This window comes from Polaromonas sp. P4_F9, assembly GCF_056401235.1.
The window spans coordinates 33,048-51,972 of sequence record NZ_JBFUJT010000009.1; the positions used below are offsets into that span (position 1 = coordinate 33,048).

The 18,925-nt window shown below is 62.9% G+C and carries 18 protein-coding genes; 14 read left to right on the top strand and 4 right to left on the bottom strand.

Annotated elements, in window-relative coordinates; translation table 11 throughout:
* Window positions 1-7 precede the first annotated feature (7 nt).
* The 5 genes from garD to AC1DUB_RS09795 all read left to right on the top strand — a co-directional run bounded on the left by garD (window position 8) and on the right by AC1DUB_RS09795 (window position 5,571).
* The gene (garD, locus tag AC1DUB_RS09775) at window positions 8-1,558 is read left to right on the top strand and encodes a galactarate dehydratase (protein WP_477717530.1); all 1,551 of its coding nucleotides are present in this window, start codon (window positions 8-10) and stop codon (window positions 1,556-1,558) included.
* Between the two features lie 57 nt (window positions 1,559-1,615).
* Window positions 1,616-2,398, top strand: coding sequence for a 2-dehydro-3-deoxyglucarate aldolase (gene garL, locus AC1DUB_RS09780; protein WP_477717474.1), 783 nt, complete (start codon window positions 1,616-1,618; stop codon window positions 2,396-2,398).
* Between the two features lie 38 nt (window positions 2,399-2,436).
* The gene (gene glxR, locus AC1DUB_RS09785) at window positions 2,437-3,318 is read left to right on the top strand and encodes a 2-hydroxy-3-oxopropionate reductase (protein ID WP_477717473.1); all 882 of its coding nucleotides are present in this window, start codon (window positions 2,437-2,439) and stop codon (window positions 3,316-3,318) included.
* A gap of 68 nt (window positions 3,319-3,386) precedes the next feature.
* The gene (locus tag AC1DUB_RS09790; protein ID WP_477717472.1) at window positions 3,387-4,370 is read left to right on the top strand and encodes a Bug family tripartite tricarboxylate transporter substrate binding protein; all 984 of its coding nucleotides are present in this window, start codon (window positions 3,387-3,389) and stop codon (window positions 4,368-4,370) included.
* A gap of 40 nt (window positions 4,371-4,410) precedes the next feature.
* Window positions 4,411-5,571, top strand: coding sequence for an aldose epimerase family protein (locus tag AC1DUB_RS09795; RefSeq protein WP_477717471.1), 1,161 nt, complete (start codon window positions 4,411-4,413; stop codon window positions 5,569-5,571).
* 80 nt (window positions 5,572-5,651) lie between these two features.
* Here AC1DUB_RS09795 and AC1DUB_RS09800 read toward each other — a convergent pair whose 3' ends face one another.
* A complete protein-coding gene (locus AC1DUB_RS09800) occupies window positions 5,652-6,572 on the bottom strand; it encodes a LysR family transcriptional regulator (RefSeq protein ID WP_477717470.1) in 921 nt (306 codons plus the stop codon).
* A gap of 96 nt (window positions 6,573-6,668) precedes the next feature.
* On the opposite strand from AC1DUB_RS09800, the gene AC1DUB_RS09805 reads away from it, so the two are divergent.
* Genes AC1DUB_RS09805 through AC1DUB_RS09820 form a run of 4 tightly spaced genes read left to right on the top strand, consistent with a single transcriptional unit; the run spans window position 6,669 to window position 10,506 of the window.
* Window positions 6,669-7,601 (top strand): dihydrodipicolinate synthase family protein, encoded by a 933-nt coding sequence (locus AC1DUB_RS09805; RefSeq protein ID WP_477717469.1) that lies wholly within the window; start codon window positions 6,669-6,671, stop codon window positions 7,599-7,601.
* Between the two features lie 33 nt (window positions 7,602-7,634).
* Entirely contained in the window at window positions 7,635-8,600 is a 966-nt protein-coding gene (locus tag AC1DUB_RS09810; protein WP_477717468.1) for a Bug family tripartite tricarboxylate transporter substrate binding protein, read from the top strand.
* 1 nt (window position 8,601) lies between these two features.
* The gene (locus AC1DUB_RS09815; RefSeq protein ID WP_477717467.1) at window positions 8,602-9,327 is read left to right on the top strand and encodes an SDR family NAD(P)-dependent oxidoreductase; all 726 of its coding nucleotides are present in this window, start codon (window positions 8,602-8,604) and stop codon (window positions 9,325-9,327) included.
* Between the two features lie 12 nt (window positions 9,328-9,339).
* Window positions 9,340-10,506: a mandelate racemase/muconate lactonizing enzyme family protein gene (locus tag AC1DUB_RS09820; protein ID WP_477717466.1), complete on the top strand. Its 1,167-nt coding sequence runs from the start codon at window positions 9,340-9,342 to the stop codon at window positions 10,504-10,506.
* 156 nt (window positions 10,507-10,662) lie between these two features.
* Here AC1DUB_RS09820 and AC1DUB_RS09825 read toward each other — a convergent pair whose 3' ends face one another.
* The 3 genes from AC1DUB_RS09825 to AC1DUB_RS09835 all read right to left on the bottom strand — a co-directional run bounded on the left by AC1DUB_RS09825 (window position 10,663) and on the right by AC1DUB_RS09835 (window position 14,295).
* Window positions 10,663-12,018: a gallate dioxygenase gene (locus AC1DUB_RS09825; protein WP_477717465.1), complete on the bottom strand. Its 1,356-nt coding sequence runs from the start codon at window positions 12,016-12,018 to the stop codon at window positions 10,663-10,665.
* Window positions 12,019-12,081: 63 nt separating this feature from the next.
* Window positions 12,082-13,059 carry a Bug family tripartite tricarboxylate transporter substrate binding protein gene (locus AC1DUB_RS09830; protein ID WP_477717464.1) on the bottom strand — a complete coding sequence of 326 codons (978 nt, stop codon included), beginning with the start codon at window positions 13,057-13,059 and terminating at the stop codon, window positions 12,082-12,084.
* Window positions 13,060-13,392: 333 nt separating this feature from the next.
* Complete coding sequence (locus tag AC1DUB_RS09835) at window positions 13,393-14,295, bottom strand: LysR substrate-binding domain-containing protein (protein ID WP_477717463.1); 903 nt, start codon at window positions 14,293-14,295, stop codon at window positions 13,393-13,395.
* Between the two features lie 181 nt (window positions 14,296-14,476).
* On the opposite strand from AC1DUB_RS09835, the gene AC1DUB_RS09840 reads away from it, so the two are divergent.
* From AC1DUB_RS09840 to AC1DUB_RS09860, 5 genes are all read left to right on the top strand, one after another.
* Window positions 14,477-15,145 (top strand): substrate-binding domain-containing protein, encoded by a 669-nt coding sequence (locus AC1DUB_RS09840; RefSeq protein ID WP_477717462.1) that lies wholly within the window; start codon window positions 14,477-14,479, stop codon window positions 15,143-15,145.
* 35 nt (window positions 15,146-15,180) lie between these two features.
* Window positions 15,181-16,209, top strand: coding sequence for an amidohydrolase family protein (locus AC1DUB_RS09845; RefSeq protein WP_477717529.1), 1,029 nt, complete (start codon window positions 15,181-15,183; stop codon window positions 16,207-16,209).
* Window positions 16,210-16,217: 8 nt separating this feature from the next.
* Complete coding sequence (gene ligK / locus AC1DUB_RS09850; RefSeq protein ID WP_477717461.1) at window positions 16,218-16,901, top strand: 4-carboxy-4-hydroxy-2-oxoadipate aldolase/oxaloacetate decarboxylase; 684 nt, start codon at window positions 16,218-16,220, stop codon at window positions 16,899-16,901.
* A 94-nt stretch (window positions 16,902-16,995) separates the two neighbouring features.
* The gene (locus AC1DUB_RS09855; RefSeq protein WP_477729393.1) at window positions 16,996-17,985 is read left to right on the top strand and encodes a tripartite tricarboxylate transporter substrate binding protein; all 990 of its coding nucleotides are present in this window, start codon (window positions 16,996-16,998) and stop codon (window positions 17,983-17,985) included.
* Between the two features lie 6 nt (window positions 17,986-17,991).
* A complete protein-coding gene (locus AC1DUB_RS09860) occupies window positions 17,992-18,900 on the top strand; it encodes an amidohydrolase family protein (RefSeq protein ID WP_477717459.1) in 909 nt (302 codons plus the stop codon).
* Window positions 18,901-18,925: the final 25 nt, after the last annotated feature.

Here is an 18,925-nt window from a genome sequence, read left to right on the forward strand (position 1 = left end):
CATCACCATGCACGATCACGACAACGTCGCGATCGTGGCCAACGACGGCGGGTTGCCGGCCGGCAGCGTCTTCGCCAGCGGCTTGCGGCTGTGCGAGCAGGTGCCGCAGGGGCACAAGGTCGCGCTGGTCGACCTGCCCAAGGGCACCGCGGTGCTGCGTTACAACGTGCCGATCGGCTATGCGCTCAAGGACATCCCGGCCGGGAGCTGGGTGCATGAGCGGCTGCTTGAGATGCCCTCGGCACGCGAGCTCGACAATTTGCCCATCGCCACCGTGCGGCCGCCGGTGCTGCCACCGCTGGAGGGCTATACCTTTGAGGGCTACCGCAACCCGGACGGATCGGTCGGCAGCCGCAACATCCTTGCCATCACCACGACCGTGCAGTGTGTGGCGGGCGTGGTGGAATTTGCCGTCAAGCGCATCAAGGATGAATTGCTGCCGCGCTTCCCGAACGTGGACGACGTGGTGGGCCTGGAGCACACCTACGGATGCGGCGTGGCCATCGACGCGCCGGACGCGATCATCCCGATCCGCACCTTGCGCAACATCACGCTCAACCCGAATTTCGGTGGCGAGGTGATGGTGGTGAGCCTGGGCTGCGAAAAGCTCCAGCCCGAGCGCCTGCTGCCGCCCGGCACCATCCAGATCGTCGACGAACGCAATGTGGCCGATGTCGGCGTCAGCGCCGAGGCCGAGCTGGATGTGGTCTGCCTGCAAGCCGAGCATCACGTGGGCTTCATGTCGATGATCGACTCCATCATGGACACGGCCTTGCTGCACCTGGAGCGGCTCGATGCCCGCCGGCGCGAAACCGTCCCCGCCAGTGAACTGGTGGTGGGTGTGCAGTGCGGCGGCAGCGATGCCTTTTCTGGCGTGACGGCCAATCCGGCAGTTGGTTTTGCCACCGATTTGCTGGTGCGCGCCGGTGCCACGGTGATGTTTTCCGAGACCACCGAGGTCCGGGACGGCATCGACCAGCTCACCTCGCGTGCCGCCACGCCCGAAGTCGCCGAAGCGATGATCCGGGAGATGGCCTGGTACGACGCTTACCTGCAAAAGGGACGGGTTGACCGCAGCGCCAACACCACGCCCGGCAACAAAAAGGGCGGCCTGTCCAACATCGTCGAAAAAGCCATGGGCTCCATCGTGAAGTCGGGCACGGCGCCGATTAGCGGCGTGCTGTCGCCGGGTGAAAAAGTCAGGCAGAAAGGCCTGATTTATGCGGCCACGCCGGCCAGTGACTTCATTTGCGGCACGCTGCAGCTGGCGGCTGGCATCAACCTGCACATTTTCACAACGGGACGCGGCACGCCGTACGGGCTGGCGGAGGTACCGGTGATCAAGGTGGCCACGCGCAGCGACCTGGCCCGGCGCTGGCATGACCTGATGGACGTGAACGCCGGCCGTATTGCCGACGGCGAGGCCACCATCGAAGAGCTTGGCTGGGAGCTGTTTCACCTCATGCTGGAAGTTGCCAGTGGCCGCAAGAAAACCTGGGCGGAGCACTGGAAACTGCACAACGCGCTGGTTCTTTTCAATCCGGCGCCCATTACCTGAACCTGAACCTCAACCTGAATCTGAATCTGAATCTGACGCTTCACAGGAAGAATTCACATGACCCAAACCACACCTTACCAATCCTTTCCCAACAGTTTCAAACGCGACCTGCTGGCCGGCAAGCGGCTGATTGGCTGCTGGTCGTCGCTGTCCAACGCCATCACCACCGAGGTCCTCGGCGTGGCCGGCTTCGACTGGGTGCTGCTGGACGGCGAGCATTCGCCAAACGACGTGGCCACCTTCATTCCGCAGCTGATGGCGCTCAAGGACAGCGTGACCGCGCCAGTGGTGCGGCCTTCGTCCAACAACGTGGTCGAAATCAAGCGGCTGCTGGACGCTGGTTTCTACAACTTTCTCATCCCCTTCGTGGAGAGCGCCGATGAAGCGCGCCGCGCTGTTTCTGCCACGCGTTACCCGCCGCAGGGCATCCGGGGCGTGTCGGTGTCCCAGCGCAGCAATCGTTATGGCACGGTGGTCGATTACTTCAAGCTGGTCAACGAGCAGATCTGCGTGATGGTGCAGATCGAGAGCCGTGCCGGCATCGCCGCCACGCGCGAAATTGCCGCGCTGGACGGGGTGGACTGCATCTTCGTCGGCCCCTCGGATCTGGCGGCCGGCCTGGGCCACCTGGGCAACGCGGGCCACCCCGACGTGCAAGCCGCCATTGCCGCCGTGTTTGCCGATGCCAAAGCCAGCGGCAAGCCCATCGGCATCCTGGCCCCCGTTGAAGCCGATGCGCGCCGCTACATGGAGATGGGCGCCACGTTTGTGGGTGTCGGAAGCGACCTGGGCACCTTCCGCTCGGCCACGCAGGCCCTGCGCGACCGTTACCGCGCCTGACGGACACTTTTTTAAATCACTTTGACTGGAGTCATTCAATGAGCAAGCTTGGTTTTATCGGCCTGGGCATCATGGGAGCGCCGATGGCGTCCCACCTGATCAATGCAGGGCATGAAGTTTTTCTGCACACGCGCAGCAAGGTACCTGCCGACCTGCTCACGGGCAAGGCGAAAGCCTGCGGTTCCATCCGCGAAGTGGCCGAGCAGGCCGACATCATTTTTCTGATGCTGCCGGACACACCCGATGTGGCCAAAGTGCTGTTTGGTGAAAACGGCGTGGCCTCCGGTTTGACCAAAGGCAAGACGGTCGTCGACATGAGTTCCATCTCGCCGATGGAGACCAAGGAATTTGCCAAGAAAATCAATGCACTGGATTGCGACTACCTCGATGCGCCGGTATCGGGCGGTGAAGTGGGCGCCAAAGCCGCCAGCCTCACCATCATGGTGGGTGGTCCCGACGCGGTATTTGAACGCGTGCGGCCGCTGTTTGAGTTGATGGGCAAGAACATCACGCTGGTGGGTGGCAATGGCGACGGGCAAACCTGCAAGGTGGCCAACCAGATCATTGTGGCGCTGAACATCGCGGCTGTCGGCGAAGCGTTGCTGTTTGCCAGCAAGGCCGGGGCCGACCCTGCCAAAGTGCGCCAGGCGCTGATGGGCGGTTTTGCTTCTTCCCGCATTCTGGAGGTGCACGGCGAGCGCATGATCAAGCGGACTTTTGCGCCTGGCTTCCGGATTGGCCTGCACCAGAAGGATTTGAACCTGGCGCTGGCCGGCGCGAGAACCCTGGGTGTAGCCTTGCCGCAAACCGCAGGGGCGGCGCAACTGATGCAGGCCTGCAGTGCCAACGGCATGCAGGACCTCGACCACTCCGCGCTGGTACGCGCACTGGAACTCATGGCCAATCACCAGGTCGCCTGAGTTCAAGGATTTCATGACCGCAGGCTGAGGCCGGGAGCGGTTTTTTCAAACAACGAGCAGGAGACGTCATGTCCATTAATCGAAGAGAACTTGTCGGTGCTTCCCTGGCCCTGGGTTGTGGTGCGCTGGGGCTCGGCGCGGCCAGCGCGCAAACGCCGAACTGGCCACTCAAGCCCATCAGGCTGGTGGTTCCCTACCCGCCGGGCGGATCGTCGGACATCATTGCGCGTGCGATTGCCCAGCCCTTGTCCGACGCCCTCAAGCAAAGCGTCATCGTTGACAACAAGGCCGGCGCCAATGGCAATCTGGGCGCGGATTTTGTGGCGAAGTCTGCACCCGACGGCTATACGCTGCTGCTCTGCGACACCGGCGCGCTGGCCATCAGCCCGTCGGTCTACACCAAGCTGGGGTTTGATCCCTCCAAGGATCTGCGCGGCGTGACCATGCTGGCGTATTCACCTCATTTGCTGGTGGTGCACCCCTCCGTGCCGGCCAACAACCTCAAGGAGCTGGTGGAGTTGTCGAAGCGGTCGAATATCAATTTTGCGGTGACCGCCATGGGCAGCGCGCCGCACCTGGCGGGGGTTGCGGTGGAGCGCGCCAGCGGCGCCAAGTGGCAATACATCCCCTACAAGGGTGGCTCGCAAGCGATCACCGACACCATCGCCGGCCAGACGCAGGTCCTGATGAATGGCATGCTGGCTACCTTGCCGCACGTGCAAAGCGGCAAGCTCAAGATACTGGGTGTTTCCAAGAGCACGCGCATGCCGCTGATCGGCAACGTCCCGACCTTGTCCGAGCAGGGGATCACCAATTTTGAATCCGGAACCTGGCAGGGACTGCTGCTTGCCAATGGCACACCAGCCGCCATCGTGAGCCGGCTCAATACTGAGCTCATCAAGATCATCCGCAGCCCGGACATCCGTGCCAAACTGGCGGGCCAGGGCGCTGAGGTGGTGACCATGACGTCGGCCCAACAGGATGACTTTTTCAACCGAGAGAAAAGCCGTTGGGCCAAGGTCGTCACGGACGCGGGCATCAAGCTGGACTAGTTGCTGGACTCGCTACTGGCCGGGTTGCAGTGACCGTCGATTGACATTGCGCCGAAGGAGAGTTGCCATTTCTCAGCACAACAACAGCGTCTCATCATCACCGCCGCTCGCCGCAGCATTGCTGGATCCGGCACGCTTTGACGGTGAAGTCGTTGGCAAACCCGTCCGTTTGTTCACGCTGCGCAATCGGCGGGGCATGGTGGCGGGCATCACCAGTTATGGCGCCAAGATTGAGCAGTTGCTGGTCCCGGACCGCGCTGGCCGGCTGGACGACGTGGTGCTGGGCTACGACTGCCTGGATGCCGTGGTGAAGGGCGCTCCCTCCATGGGTGCATTTGTGGGGCGTTATGCCGGGCGCATTGAGAATGCCCGCTTCACACTCGCCGGAACCGCGCATGTGCTGACGGCCAACAACGGCAGACATTGCCTGCACGGCGGGCTGAAGGGGTCGCGCTTTCGCGTCTTCGATGCCGTGCAGCACGACGACGCCAGCGTTGAAATGCGCTATCTATTCGCCGATGGCGAAGAGGGCTTCCCCGGTGCGATGGCGCTGCGTCTCGTGTACAGCCTCACCGAAGCCAATGAGCTGCAACTGGACTACGAAGCCCTGGCCCTGGACAAACCCACGGTAGCCAGTTTCACCACACATGCTTTTTTCAACCTGAATGGCGAGGCCAGCGGCAGTGCTCTGGGCCATGAGGTGATGATTTGTGCGGAGCGTTACTTCGGGATGACGGCGGACCTCATCGCAACGGGGGACATCCTGCCGGTGGCCGGTACGTCCTTTGATTTTCGCCAGGCCACCGTGCTCAGTACGCGGGTGCACGGCGCGCCGCTGCAGGCTGGCGCCAGAATGCCGGCAATCGATGCGGTCGATGGCTACGACAGCTGTTTTTTGCTGGACCACCCCGCCGACGGCACGCTGGCCCTGTGCGCCCGCGTTCGCGCACCGGAAAGCGGCCGCGTGATGGAAGTCTGGTCAACCGAGCCGGCCCTGCAGTTCTACAGCGGCTTGCAGCCGCAAGAGCCATTGGCGGGAGGCCCGGGCAAGGGCGGCCGGACTTACTTTCAGCAGCAAGGACTGTGCTTTGAGCCGCAGGCTTATCCCAACGCACCCAACAGGCCGGCATTTCCTTCGGCGGTGTATGAGCCCGGTCAACGCCGTGCGGGCCGTACGGTTTACCGTTTCAGCACGGACTAGGGCCACCGTAGACACCTGCAATACCAAGGCCTACAAGGCCTGGAAGCCGATGAACCCGGGCGTGAGATGACTTTGTTGCTTCATCTCCCGGCAACGACTTGCCACAATGCTTCCGCCGGCGCGGCCAGGGCGGCGCGCTGGCGGTAAAGGCGGATGTCGACGGGAATATGCCATTGGGAGCTGCCGGCCGCCAGCAGTTTCCCGGTACTGAGTTCGTCCTTGATCAGACTCTGGGGCAGCCACGCAATGCCTCGTCCTTCCATCACCATGGTTTTCAGCAGCACCGCGTGGTGGGCGGTGAACACGGTGGTAAACGGTTCTTCTTCAAGGGCCGAAGGCATCAGGGCGCGCATGATGCGCCCCAGCCCGGATTCCTGGCTGTAAGTCAGGATGGGTTGAGTTTTTTTCAATGAATCGTCGATCCAGTACTGCGGTTTCCCGCTGGCAAGAGGTGCCGCCACAGGAAGCAGGACGTCGTCGCTGACGCGCGCAAACGCAAACTGGATGTCGTCGAGACGGCAGGGTACCGACGAATGGCCGTGGCAGAGCAAAAACTGAACGCGCCGCTGCAGCATCAGTTCCTCGCAGGCAACCAGGTTGTCTGAAATCATCTGGATGGGCCCCAGCCGCAACTGCGCCTCGATGCCGCTGAGCCAGCTGGGGAAAAACGTCAACGACAGGACGTGCGTGGCGGCAAAACGCAGGCTGATGGCGGCCTGCTCATGGGCCGCACGGGCCTTGAGTCGCGATACCTCCAGCCGTTGCAGCAGGTCGTCCACGGAAGGGTGGAAGCGTTTGCCCGCTTCGGTCAGCGATACCGGGTGGGCACTGCGGTCAAACAGATCAACGCCGACCCATTCTTCGAGTGATTTGATGTGACGGCTGAACGCGGGCTGCGCGATGGCGCGCACCTGCGCCGCGCGGGAGAAATTGCCGCTGTCGGCCAGCGCCAGGAAGTCTTCCAGCCATTCAAGATCAAGCGGTCGGTTGCCGGGGCCCATAAATGAATAGTTCTATGCGTTTCGAGTATTGGACGTGTTGCACGGGCTGGCTGATCATTCGGCATCTTTTCATCAATCTACAACTCAGGAGCTTCCATGCCAACCATCGCCAATTATCGGGGGATTATTCCCGCCATCGCCTGCCCGTTTACCCCCGACAACCGGATTGACGAACCCGCTTTGCGCCGCCTCGCCTCCTGGCTCGCCAGCCACAAAGGTGTGGTGGCCGTGATGACCAATGGCCACACCGGTGAAGTGTTTTCGCTCACACCGATTGAACGCGCCCAGGTCACGCGCATCGTGGCCGACGAGCTCAAGGGACGCATGCCCGTCATTTCCTCGATTGTCTGCGAAGGCCTGACAGAAGCCGCAGAGCATGCGCGGCTGGCCAAGGAAGCAGGCGCCCAGGCACTGGATGTGATGCCGCCCCACCACTGGTTGCGTTTTGGTTTTCATTCGGATCACGCGCTGCAGTACTTCGATGCCATCTGGCAAGCCTCGAAGCTTGACCTGGTGTGCCACGTTTATCCCGCCCGGACTCAGGCCTCGTATTCGTCGGAGTTGCTGGCCGATCTGGCGCGCCTGCCCTACGTGCAGGCCTTCAAGGTAGGCCAGCGCGAGATGAGCAAATATGCGCGCGACATCAAGGCGATCCGCGATGCCGACGCCTCCAAGGCGATTCTGACCTGCCACGACGAGTACCTGCTGGCCTCCATGGTGCAGGGCGTGGACGGCGCGCTGGTGGGTTTCGCCAGCTGCATTCCCCAGCTCATCATCGACCTGTTTGAAGCCGTCAAGGAAGGCGACCTGCACAAGGCCATGAAGATCCAGGGGCTCATCACCCCGATCAAGGAGGCCGTCTACGGCGCGGGTGAGCCTACCGGCGAAGCCCATGCCCGCATGAAAGCCGCCATGAAATTTGCCGGTGTGCTGGAGAGCGCGCATGTGCGCCCACCAACCCATGCACCGTCTGCCGCAGAAAACGAGATGATCCGCCTGGCCGTCGCCAACGCGGGTCTTCTCAGGTAAGTTTCAGCCCCGCCATTCGAGGAGACACACACCATGAAACGCCAACAATTCCTTCGCACCCTGATCGCCACCGCCTTGCTCGGTGTCAGCGCCGCCTCCATGGCACAAGCCTGGCCGGCCAAGTCGGTCAAGCTGATCATTCCGTTTCCGCCGGGCGGCACGCTGGACACCGTGGGCCGCATGCTGGCCCAAAAGCTGACAGAGCAGACAGGCCAGAGTTTTTTTGTGGAGAACAAGCCAGGTGGCCAGGGCATGATTGGCGGCGATGCGGTGGCCAAGGCGCCGGCCGACGGCTACACCCTGCTGTTTAACGCGTCCACTTTCACCACCGCCCCGATGACGGTCAAGTCGGCGCCCTACGACGTGACGCGCGACTTTGTGCCGGTGGCGCTGGTCGCCAAGGCGCCGCTGTCGATCGCCATCAACAAGAACCTGCCGGTGCAAGACCTCAAGGGTCTGATCGCCTACGGCAAGGCGAACCCCGGCAAGCTGTCGTTTGCCATCGGCTCGACCGGTTCGGCCGGGCACTTGTCCACCGAACTGCTGCGCCGCTCGGGCAACCTGGACTTGCTGATCGTGCCTTACAAAGGCACGGCGCCCGCATTCCAGGACCTGATTGGTGGCCAGATCAGCGGTTTTGTGGACCCCATCCTGGGCTCGTTCAGCTTCTACAAGACTGGCATGCTCAAGGTCATTGCCGTGACCTCGGCGGCGCGGGTGTCCACCCTGCCCGAGGTGCCCACGGTGGGCGAAACCATCCCCGGTTACGAGTTTTACAGCTGGTACGGCGTGTGGGGTCCGGCCAAGCTGCCGGCTGACATTGCACAGCGTCTGAACGCCGAGGTCAACAAGGCGCTGAACGGCGAGATGCGCGAGAAGCTGGTGCAGCAGGGCCTGCTGGTGGGCGGCGGCTCGATGGACGACTTTGCGCGCTTCCAGCGTGACGACATGGCCAGGTCCGCCAAGATCATTGCCGAAGGGGGCATCCGTGCCGAGTGACATGCCGGCTCAAGCCGCTACCGGGTCCCACGTGCTGGTCACCGGCAGCAGCTCGGGCATTGGGCTGGCGATTGCACGGCACTTGCTGGAGCAGGGGTGGCGGGTCAGTGGCTGGGACCTGGCGGCGCCTGCGCTGGTGCATGCGAACTTCACACCTGTCACTGTGGACCTGGCGAGCGCCGACAGCATTGACCAGGCTCTCCAAGCGCTCCAGGCCTTGCCAACCCAGCCGCCGGTGACGGCACTGGTACATGCGGCGGGCTGGATGCGCACGGCCCCACTGGGCGGGCTCGACTTGCAGGCCGGCGAAGCCATGTGGCGCCTGCACGTGCAGGCTGCTGCACAGCTGGCGCAGGCACTGGTGCCCGCCATGGCCAGCCGTGGCCTGGGTCGGGTGGTGCTGATCGGCAGCCGTGTGGCTCAGGGCATGGCCGGGCGCAGCCAGTATGCGGCGGTAAAAGCCGCGTTGATTGCGATGGCGCGCAGTTGGGCCGCCGAGGTGGCGGCCAGCGGCGTGACGGTGAACGTGGTTTCTCCGGCTGCCACGCAGACCGCCATGCTGAGCGACCCGGCGCGCGCCGGCAGCGCGCCCCAGCTACCGCCCATAGGCCGCTACATCGACCCGGCCGAAGTGGCCGCCCTGGTGTCTTTTCTGCTGTCTTCCCAGGCTGCGGCCATCACCGGGCAAGACCTTCAAATTTGCGGCGGCGCTTCGCTGCCGCGCTAAGGAACTTATTTCATGAAAATTATTGACATCATCGAATCGACCCGACCCATCAAGTCGGACATCCGCAACGCCTACATCGACTTCTCCAAGATGACACTCAGCCTGGTGGCGGTGGTGACGGACGTGGTGCGGGACGGCAAGCCCGTGATTGGCTATGGCTTTAATTCCAACGGCCGTTATGGCCAGGGCAGCCTGATCCGTGAACGGTTTCGCCCTCGCGTGCTGGAGGCGGCGCCGGCCACGCTGCTGGATGAAAGTGGTGGCAACATCGATCCGCACAAGGTCTGGGCCTGCATGATGTCCAACGAAAAGCCTGGCGGCCATGGTGAGCGTTCCGTGGCCGTGGGCACCATCGACATGGCGGTGTGGGACGCTGTGGCCAAGATTGAACAAAAGCCGCTGCATGAACTGCTGGCGCAGCGCTACGGCAACGGCCAGGCCAATCCGCGCGTCTTCGTTTATGCGGCGGGCGGTTACTACCATCCCGGCAAGGGCCTGGACGGCTTGCGCCGCGAGATGATCAGTTACCTGGAGCGCGGCTACTCGGTCGTCAAGATGAAGATTGGCGGAGCCTCTCTTGCGGAAGACATGGAGCGCATCGAATCCGTGCTCAAGCTGCTCCAGCCGGGGCAGCAACTCGCGGTCGATGCCAACGGCCGTTTTGATCTGCCCACGGCCATCGCCTATGGCAAGGCGCTTTCCGCCTACCCGCTGTTCTGGTACGAGGAAGCGGGCGACCCGCTGGATTACGAACTCCAGGCTCGGCTGGGCGAGGTGTACCAGGGCAGCCTGGCCACCGGGGAAAACCTGTTCTCCATGCAGGACGCGCGCAACCTGATCCGGCACGGCGGGATGCGGCCCGACCGCGATTGGCTGCAGTTCGACTGTGCGCTCAGCTATGGCCTGGTCGAGTACCTGCGCACACTGGACATGCTGAAGGCTCATGGCTGGTCGCCCAGCCGCTGCATTCCGCATGGCGGCCACCAGATGTCGCTGGCCATTGCCGCCGGCCTGGGCCTGGGCGGCAACGAGTCCTACCCGGACCTGTTCCAGCCCTACGGCGGCTTCCCGGATGGCGTGAAGGTCGACAAAGGCTACGTGACACTGCCCAGCTTGCCTGGCATCGGGTTCGAGGGCAAGGCGGATCTGTACCGTGAAATGCGCGCGCTATCCAACTGAACAGCGAAGCCGGCTCACCCTCACCCCAACCCTCTCCCAAAGGGCGAGGGAGAAAGAAAAGCGTATTGCACGTATTACTGAGCCGAGTAGTTACCTGGCCAGCGGGTCGTATTCAGGTGGTTCATGGGGCTTATGGGGCTTATGGGGCTTATGGGGCTATTCGCCCAGGTTCGGCGTGAGGAACGCCCCCCGGGCAATGGAGGGGGACGAAGGCTGCGCATGCACTGTTGCAGCATCGTCACCCTTGAGTGTCCCGACCGAGTACAGCGCGCCGGGCGCATTGCGTGTTTGCTGGAATTCGGCCAGGCTCTGACCGCGCATGGCGGCGTAGATATGCAGGTTGCTGATGCCCAGAACCGCGCCCCACTTTTCCAGCACGAAAAAAATCACGCCGTAATGGATCAGGCCGCGCCAGTCGCGCGCGCGCAGCAGGCCGCTTTCCTCATCGGTCAGGCCTGCGGCGGCATAGGCGGTTTCTTCATCCTGCAAAAAGGCCTGCCGGTGGGCCGGCTGCGTCATGGCATGCAAAAAGCGGTTGATGCGAAGCGCCTTGACGCTGCGTGCCAGCGCGTAGGGGTAGGTGCCGGCCAGTTGTTCGGCGCCCTGCAGTTGCAATTGCGATTGATGCAAGTGGCGCTGTACTTCACCCGCCACGGGTGGGTGGCTGCGGTTTTCGTAGATGGCGGTGGCGATGCCCGTCATGGACGGCAGGTAGTAGCTTTGGTGGACTTTGCGTACCGATGCGGACAAGGCTCCGCGCATCACCAGCCACATGATGACTTCGGCCCCTTCCGCGCCCCCCAGCTCGACCAGTTCGGCCTGGGTCAGGTCGGCCAGGCGCTCGGGGTCGTGCTCGATGAGATCCAGAAACGTCTGGTCCCAGGCCGGGTTGTTGAAGCCCGCGCGCTCGCCGTGCACCTGGTGCGACAGGCCGCCTGTCGCCACGATGGCGATGCGCAGTGGCTCGGGGTAACTTTCGATCGCGCGGCGCAGCGCCTTGCCCAGCTCGAAGCAGCGCCGCGCAGTCGGCATGGGAAACTGCAGCACGCCCACCTGCAGCGGGATGATCGGAAGCGGCCAGCCACCCCCTGGACCCGGTTCGTGGGGCAGCAGCAGCGACAGCGGTGAAAAGCAGCCGTGGTCCAGCGCCCGGCCCTGGAAGAAGGACAGGTCGAAGGCATCGGCCATGACCGACTGGCCAATGTGCGCGGCAAGCAGCGGGTGGCCGGCAATGGGCGGCAGGCCGCGGGTGCCGCCCCCTTCGTCGGCCACCGGATACTGCTCCCCCACGCCCAGTGAAAACGCCGAGTAGTGGTCCAAAAAGAAGGAGCTGATGTGATCGTTGTAGATCACCACCAAGGCATCGGGTTTTTGCTCGGCAAGCCAGCGGCGCGGCGGCTCGAAGGCCTCGAAAATGGGCGCCCACACCGGATCCGCCTGCTTGCCGCTGTCCAGCGCAAAGCCGATGGTGGGCGTGTGTGAGGCGGCAACTGCGCCAAGTAGGGTGGCCATGGGGAATATCTCTGTGAAACGTCGCGTGAGTGGGGGGAGCGGGGGTGTGAGTGGGGTGTCCTGTCAGTCCAGCGATGCCCTGGTTTTGCGGATCACCTCGGCAAAACGGGTGGACTCGGCCTGGATGTATTGGCCAAACTGCTCGCGTGTCTGCGGAAACAACTCGTAGCCGAATGACAGGTACTTTTCCTTGATGTCCGGCTCGGACAGGGCTTTTTCAATGTCTTTCTGGATTTTCTCGGTCACCGCCTTGGGCAGGCCACGTGGCGCTGCAATGGCGGTCCAGCCGCTGACCTCGAATCCGGCAGGTCCGCCCGCTTCTGCGACTGTCGGCACATCGGGGTAGGCGGGAATCCGCCGAGGAGCGGCGACCGCCAGGAAGCGGAGTTTGCCGGCCCGGTAGAGCGGGCCTGCGGTGGCGCTGGTGCCTAGCGAAAACGCCAGATCACCGGTTGCAACCGCGGTGTAGAGCTGTGACGTTTCCTTGAAAATAATGTGCTCCATTTGGGTTGCGGTCACGGTGGTAAACAGCGCCGAGCCAAGATGGACCGGATTGCCTACAGACCAGGAACCGTAGTTGAGTTGTCCCGGGCGGGCCTTGGCGTCGGCGATCAGGTCACCCACATTTTTGTAGGGGCTGTTGGTGGCAACCGTCGCGAAAAAGTAAGTCTTGAACAGCGGCAGGATGGGATCAAAGTCCTTCTGCGCGTCATACGGCAGTTTCTTGAACAGATGGGGATAGGCCGACAGGTGGACGTTGTCCAGCTGGATCAGGTCGTGCCCATCGGACGCTCCCCGCTTGAAGGCATCAATGGCAATGAAACCGTTGCCGCCTGGCTTGTTTTCCACGATGACGGGCTTGCCCCAGGTACGCGACAGCTTGTCAGCCACCATGCGCAACACCCCTTCAGGTCCGCTGCCCACGGGGAACGGCGTGATGATGCGGACAGGTTTGGTCGGGAAGTCCTGGGCGCCCACATGGCTGGCCGCCAGCAAACCCAGGAATGGCAATAGCAGGCAGGCTTTAACACGACGGTTCATGCCGGGTCTCCAAAAATATTGAGATGAATGCGGGGTTGACATTGCCCCATATTGTGAGAAGTCCGCCTTCCGCTGATAAGCGCTACGGGACGCTAGCAGTTATAGCGATTTGGAATAGTCAAACTTCAGCCATTCAATAAATCAGAGGTATGCCCTGGTTTGATGCCTTGATTTTTAAATGCGATAGTCCTGTTTGGCTATCCATTTTGCTATGTTTTTGATAGCTGTCTACGCCCGCAACTGCCGGGCTATAGGATCAAAATCATGATGAAATTGCCCGTGCCGATGACATCGGGTAGGGCGTCAGGCACGTTCCAGCCGCTCAGAGGTCTCTCAGAGGTATTTGGCAGCGACCTCTCGCAGCAGTCGCTGCGAGGTTTGTTGCGTCAGGGTGGACGGGCGGCGTGCACTGGTGGCAAGCGACACCTCGATGCGCAATGGGGCATCGCCAATCTGGCGCAGCGTAAAAGCCGACGGCCGCAGCGAACTGGCCACCGCGTTACGGCTCAAAATGGCATGGCCAGCGCCGTCAGCCACCAGGTCCAGAATGGCCGAGACGCCATCAATTTCAAGTGCAATGGTCGGCCTTAAGGCTGCTCCGGCGAGTTCAGACTCCACCCGCATCCGGATGGCGTTGGGCCGACTCGGGATCACCAGCGGCAAGCTCGCCAATGCCGGAAGGGTGATGGGCTGGGAGGGCGGGTCCTCATGCGGCCCCGGTGGACGGGCCTGCACCAGCAACAGCTCCTCCTCCATCAGCGGGCTGATCTCGATGTCGCCCGTGGGCTGAGCGTTGTACAGCACGGCAAGGTCGAGTCGACCGTTAACCAGGTCTTCCTGGAGGGCCACTGACAAGCCTTCGCTGATCGAAATGGTGGCGTCCGGCATTTGCGCACGAAACGCGCGTGTCAGCGGCACCGTCAGCGCCCGCGCCAGGCTGGGGGGCAAGCCGATGGCCACGCGCCCGTCGAGTGCGCCGCGCACCCGGCCCAGTTCTTCTCTCGCACGCGCCACCTGGTGCAGAATGCCGCGCGCATGCGCCAGCAGTAGCTGGCCGGCTTCGGTGGGCGCCGCGCCGCGGCCGTTGCGTATCAACAGGTTCTGGCGCAACTCCACTTCCAGCAGGCGCACCTGCCGGCTCAGCGCCGGCTGAGCAATGTCCAGCGCAAGGGCCGCGCGGGTGAAGCTGCCGAGTTCGGCCACCCTGACAAAGTATTCGAGCTGTTTGAGGTCCATGGGTTGTTTGGATGGCGAGACAAACATTATGCTGGTTTGTTATAGCTGCTAGCGGGCGTGGCGGCTTTCCCTGGTGCGGCGCTGGCGACAAAATCAGCCCCATGGTTGTTGGACTTCAAGCTGTCGTTGCCCCCACGCGGGGCGTACCCGTATGAGCGCCGCTCTCCGTGGAATCTCTTCCATGGCCACCCGCCAGCTGCTGGCCGAGTTGACGGCGGCCTGGGAGCAAAGCTCGGGCTGCGCCACCAGCATCGAATCGGTCGGTGGTGTGGATGCGGTGCGCCGCGTCCAGGCCGGTGAGCCTTTCGATATCGTGGTCCTTGCATCGGACGCCATCGACAAACTCACCGCCGGCGGATTCCTGGTGGCCGGCAGCAAGGTCGACCTGGCCGACTCGGGCGTGGCCGTCTGCGTGCGCGCCGGCGCGCCGTGGCCTGACATCAGTTCCGAAGATGCGTTGCGGCGCGCCGTGCTGGCCGCGCGAAGCATAGGCTACTCCACCGGGCCCAGCGGCGTTGCGCTGATCGAGCTGTTCGAGCGCTGGGGCATGGCCGCCGATGTCCGGCAAAAGGCCGTGCAGCCGTCCGCGGGTGTGCCGGTTGGCGGGTTGGTGGCGCGAGGCGAGGTCGAGCTGGGTTTCCAGCAATTGAGCGAGTTGATGCATCTCGAGGGAATCGCCGTGGTCGGCCCGCTGCCCGACGCCGTCCAGATCACCACCACCTTCTCGGCAGGCCTGGGGCCTGCCTCCACGCAGCGCGACGCCGTGCGCCGGATGCTGGCCTTCATGGCTTCGCCGGAGGCGGCAGAGGCGAAACGCCGCCATGGCATGGCCCCGCCTGAATCCCGCTGATCCACACCCACTGAACCCCAAGGAAAAAAATGAGCCTGATCATTGACTGCCACGGCCACTACACCACGGCCCCCAAGGCGCTGGAGAACTGGCGTAACCGGCAAATCGCCGGCATCAAGGACCCGTCCCTTAGCCCCAAGGTGAGCGAGCTGAAAATCAGCGACGACGAATTGCGCGAGAGCATCGAGCAAAACCAGCTGCGTCTCATGAATGAGCGCGGCTCCGACCTCACCATCTTCAGCCCGCGCGCCAGCTTCATGGCCCACCACATCGGCGACTTCAATGTGTCGGCCACCTGGGCGGCGATTTGCAACGAGCTGTGCTTTCGCGTGAGCCAGCTCTTTCCGGACCACTTTATTCCCGCCGCCATGCTGCCCCAGTCGCCCGGCGTGGACCCTGCGACCTGCATTCCCGAGCTGGAAAAATGCGTCAGGGAATTCGGCAATGTCGGCATCAACCTGAATCCGGATCCGTCTGGCGGCCACTGGACCTCACCGCCTTTGAGTGACAGGCAGTGGTATCCCCTCTACGAAAAAATGGTGGAATACGACATCCCCGCCATGATCCATGTGTCCACCAGCTGCAACGCCTGCTTTCACACCACCGGCGCGCATTACCTGAACGCCGACACCACGGCTTTCATGCAGTGCCTCACGTCGGACCTGTTCAGGGACTTCCCCACGCTGAAGTTCCTCATTCCCCATGGCGGCGGTGCTGTGCCTTACCACTGGGGGCGTTTCCGTGGCTTGGCCCAGGAACTCAAAAAACCTTTGCTCACAGAGCATCTGCTGGGCAACATCTACTTTGACACCTGCGTGTACCACCAGCCGGGCATTGATCTGCTCAACACCGTGATTCCGGTCAGGAACGTGTTGTTTGCCAGCGAGATGATCGGCGCCGTGCGTGGCATCGACCCCGAAACCGGCCACTATTACGACGATACCAGGCGCTACATTGAAGCGTCAAAAATTCTGAGCAACGAAGACCGTCACCAGATTTACGAAGGCAACGCGCGCCGCGTGTTCACGCGTCTGGACACGGCTCTCAAACTGAAAGGCAAATGATCATGAGCATGTACCAGTTAGGCATTGTCAAGCGCAACATCGTTCGCGCCGACAAGGCTGCCGTCGAAAAGCTTTCGCGTTTTGGTGTGGCGACCCTTCACGAGGCCATGGGCCGCATCGGTTTGATGAAGCCTTACATGCGTCCTGTTTACCCAGGCGCGCGCCTTTGCGGCACGGCCGTGACGATTTTGCTGCAGCCCGGCGACAACTGGATGATGCATGTGGCGGCCGAGCAGTTGCAGCCCGGCGATGTGGCCGTGGCCGCCTGCACCACCGACAATCTCGATGGTTTTTTTGGCGATCTGCTGGCCACCTCGTTCCAGGCACGCGGTGCCAGGGGGCTGATCATTGATGGCGGTGTACGCGACATTGACGAACTCGAAAAAATGCGCTTCCCGGTATTCAGCCGCGCCATTCACGCCAAGGGCACCATCAAGGCCACGCTCGGCTCGGTCAATATTCCGGTGGTGTGCGCCGGTGCCCTGGTCAATCCGGGTGACGTGGTGATCGCCGACACCGATGGCGTGGTGGTGGTGCCTGCCGCCATGGCCCGGCAAGTGGCGGATGCGGCGGAGAAGCGCGAAAGCTTCGAAGGCGAAAAACGCGAGAAGTTCGCCGCTGGCGTGTTGGGTCTGGACATGTACAACATGCGCGAGCCGCTGGAAAAGGCCGGTCTCCGGTACATCGATTGAACACCATGACATGGCAAAAATTCTCCTGCCGCAGCGGCCTGGCCGTCGTGACGGTTGTTCACTCTCGTTCCTTGTTTACCCGGAAATCAGCATCATGAAAATTACATTTCTTCGCTCCGGCCTTATTGGCCTGATGGGCCTGCTGGCCGCTGCCACGGCTGCGCTGCCACTGCAGGTATCGGCACAAGCCTTTCCGTCCCGGCCCGTAAAAATCGTCGTCGGTTATTCCGCCGGCGGTGCGGTGGACATCGTCGCGCGCACCCTGGGCCAGAGTCTGGCCGGCAGCCTGGGCCAGCCCTTCATCGTAGACAACAAGCCGGGCGCGGGCACCAACATCGCGGTGAAGCAGGTCATCGATGCGCCGGCCGACGGCTACACCCTGATGCTGGCGGCCAATGCGCTGGCGGCCAACATGGCCTTGTACCAGCCCGCACCGTTTGACGCCGAGCGTGATCTGGTGGCGATCTCGCTGGTGGGCCGCGTGCCTGTGGTGATTGCGGCCAACACCGGCGTTGCTTATGCCTCGGTCAGCAAGCTGATCGACGCCGCCAAAGCCAAGCCGGGTTCGATTGCGTTTGCCAGCCCTGGCAACGGTTCCACACCGCACATGGCGGCGGAGCTGTTTGCGCGCGCGGCCGGCCTGCAGCTGCAGCACATTCCTTACCGGGGCGGGGCGCAGGCCATCACCGACGTGATCGGTGGCCAGGTGCCGCTGCTGGCCATGAATGCGCTGGAAGTGCGCCCGCATGTGATCAGCGGCAAGCTCAAGGTGCTGGCCGTGCTCAGTCCGAATCGTTCGTCGATTTTCCCCGACGTTCCAACAATTGCCGAGTCCGGCTTTCCCGGTTTCGAAGCCTCCGTCTGGTATGCGCTGATGGCGCCGGCTGCCACGCCGAAAGCTGTCGTGGCCCAGCTGCACGCCGAGGTGCAGAAAGCCCTCAAGACCCCCGAAGTGCAGCAGCGCATGACGGCCGTGGGTGGCGAGGTCCTTCCCGGCAGCATGGCCATGGTTGCCGGCCTGATCCACAGCGAGCGCCAGCGTTACGACAAGCTGGTGCGTGAAGCCGGCATCAAACCCGATTGAGGCCAGATGATGGTTTTTGACAAAACGCCGGGCTGGCTGGACTGGTACGCCGGCCCCAGCAAACCACACTTCCAGTTGCCGCCAGGCAGTGTGGACGCGCATTGCCATGTGTTCGGCCCGGGCAGCGAATTTCCGTTCGCAGCCGGGCGCAAGTACACGCCTTGTGATGCGGGCAGGCAGCAACTGTTTGCCCTGCGCGACCAGTTGGGCTTCGATAAAAACGTGATCGTGCAAGCCACCTGCCACGGCGCCGACAACCGTGCGCTGCTGGATGCGCTCAGGCATTCGGAGGGCCGCGCGCGCGGCGTGGTCACGGTCAAGCGCAGCATCAGCGACGAGGAGCTGCTAAACATGCACACGGCCGGCGTGCGCGGCGTGCGCTTCAATTTCGTCAAGCGCCTGGTGGACTTCACGCCCAAAGACGAGTTGATGGAGATCGCCGCGCGCATTGCGCCGCTGGGCTGGCACGTGGTGATTTATTTCGAGGCGGTGGATCTGCCCGAACTGTGGGACTTTTTTACGGCGCTGCCGACCACGGTGGTGGTGGACCACATGGGCCGGCCTGACGTGAGCCAGCCAGTCGACGGCCCGGCGTTCGGGCTGTTCATGAAGTTCATGACCGACCACCCTCATGTCTGGTCCAAGGTGAGCTGTCCGGAGCGGCTCAGCGTTGGCGGCCCGCCCGCGCTGAACGGCGAGCAGCACGCCTATAGCGACGTCGTGCCGTTCGCCCGCCGCATCGTTGAGACCTTCCCCGACCGTGTGCTCTGGGGCACCGACTGGCCGCACCCCAACCTGAAGGACCACATGCCCGACGACGGCCTGTTGGTGGATTTCATTCCCCACATTGCCCCCACGCCGGAACTGCAGAAAAAACTGCTGGTGGACAACCCGACCCGGCTGTACTGGTCCTGAGAGCGGAAGTGGGCGCGCCGCGATT

Bases quoted from the DNA above. Each gene is read 5' to 3' on its own strand.
- garL (WP_477717474.1), top strand. From the start codon at position 1,616: ATGACCCAAACCACACCTTACCAATCCTTTCCCAACAGTTTCAAACGC.
- AC1DUB_RS09800 (WP_477717470.1), bottom strand. From the start codon at position 6,572: ATGGGCCCCGGCAACCGACCGCTTGATCTTGAATGGCTGGAAGACTTC.
- ligK (WP_477717461.1), top strand. From the start codon at position 16,218: ATGTACCAGTTAGGCATTGTCAAGCGCAACATCGTTCGCGCCGACAAG.
- AC1DUB_RS09820 (WP_477717466.1), top strand. From the start codon at position 9,340: ATGAAAATTATTGACATCATCGAATCGACCCGACCCATCAAGTCGGAC.
- AC1DUB_RS09830 (WP_477717464.1), bottom strand. From the start codon at position 13,059: ATGAACCGTCGTGTTAAAGCCTGCCTGCTATTGCCATTCCTGGGTTTG.
- AC1DUB_RS09855 (WP_477729393.1), top strand. From the start codon at position 16,996: ATGAAAATTACATTTCTTCGCTCCGGCCTTATTGGCCTGATGGGCCTG.
- AC1DUB_RS09860 (WP_477717459.1), top strand. From the start codon at position 17,992: ATGATGGTTTTTGACAAAACGCCGGGCTGGCTGGACTGGTACGCCGGC.
- AC1DUB_RS09790 (WP_477717472.1), top strand. From the start codon at position 3,387: ATGTCCATTAATCGAAGAGAACTTGTCGGTGCTTCCCTGGCCCTGGGT.
- AC1DUB_RS09815 (WP_477717467.1), top strand. From the start codon at position 8,602: ATGCCGGCTCAAGCCGCTACCGGGTCCCACGTGCTGGTCACCGGCAGC.
- AC1DUB_RS09810 (WP_477717468.1), top strand. From the start codon at position 7,635: ATGAAACGCCAACAATTCCTTCGCACCCTGATCGCCACCGCCTTGCTC.
- glxR (WP_477717473.1), top strand. From the start codon at position 2,437: ATGAGCAAGCTTGGTTTTATCGGCCTGGGCATCATGGGAGCGCCGATG.
- AC1DUB_RS09840 (WP_477717462.1), top strand. From the start codon at position 14,477: ATGGCCACCCGCCAGCTGCTGGCCGAGTTGACGGCGGCCTGGGAGCAA.
- AC1DUB_RS09805 (WP_477717469.1), top strand. From the start codon at position 6,669: ATGCCAACCATCGCCAATTATCGGGGGATTATTCCCGCCATCGCCTGC.
- garD (WP_477717530.1), top strand. From the start codon at position 8: ATGCACGATCACGACAACGTCGCGATCGTGGCCAACGACGGCGGGTTG.
- AC1DUB_RS09835 (WP_477717463.1), bottom strand. From the start codon at position 14,295: ATGGACCTCAAACAGCTCGAATACTTTGTCAGGGTGGCCGAACTCGGC.
- AC1DUB_RS09825 (WP_477717465.1), bottom strand. From the start codon at position 12,018: ATGGCCACCCTACTTGGCGCAGTTGCCGCCTCACACACGCCCACCATC.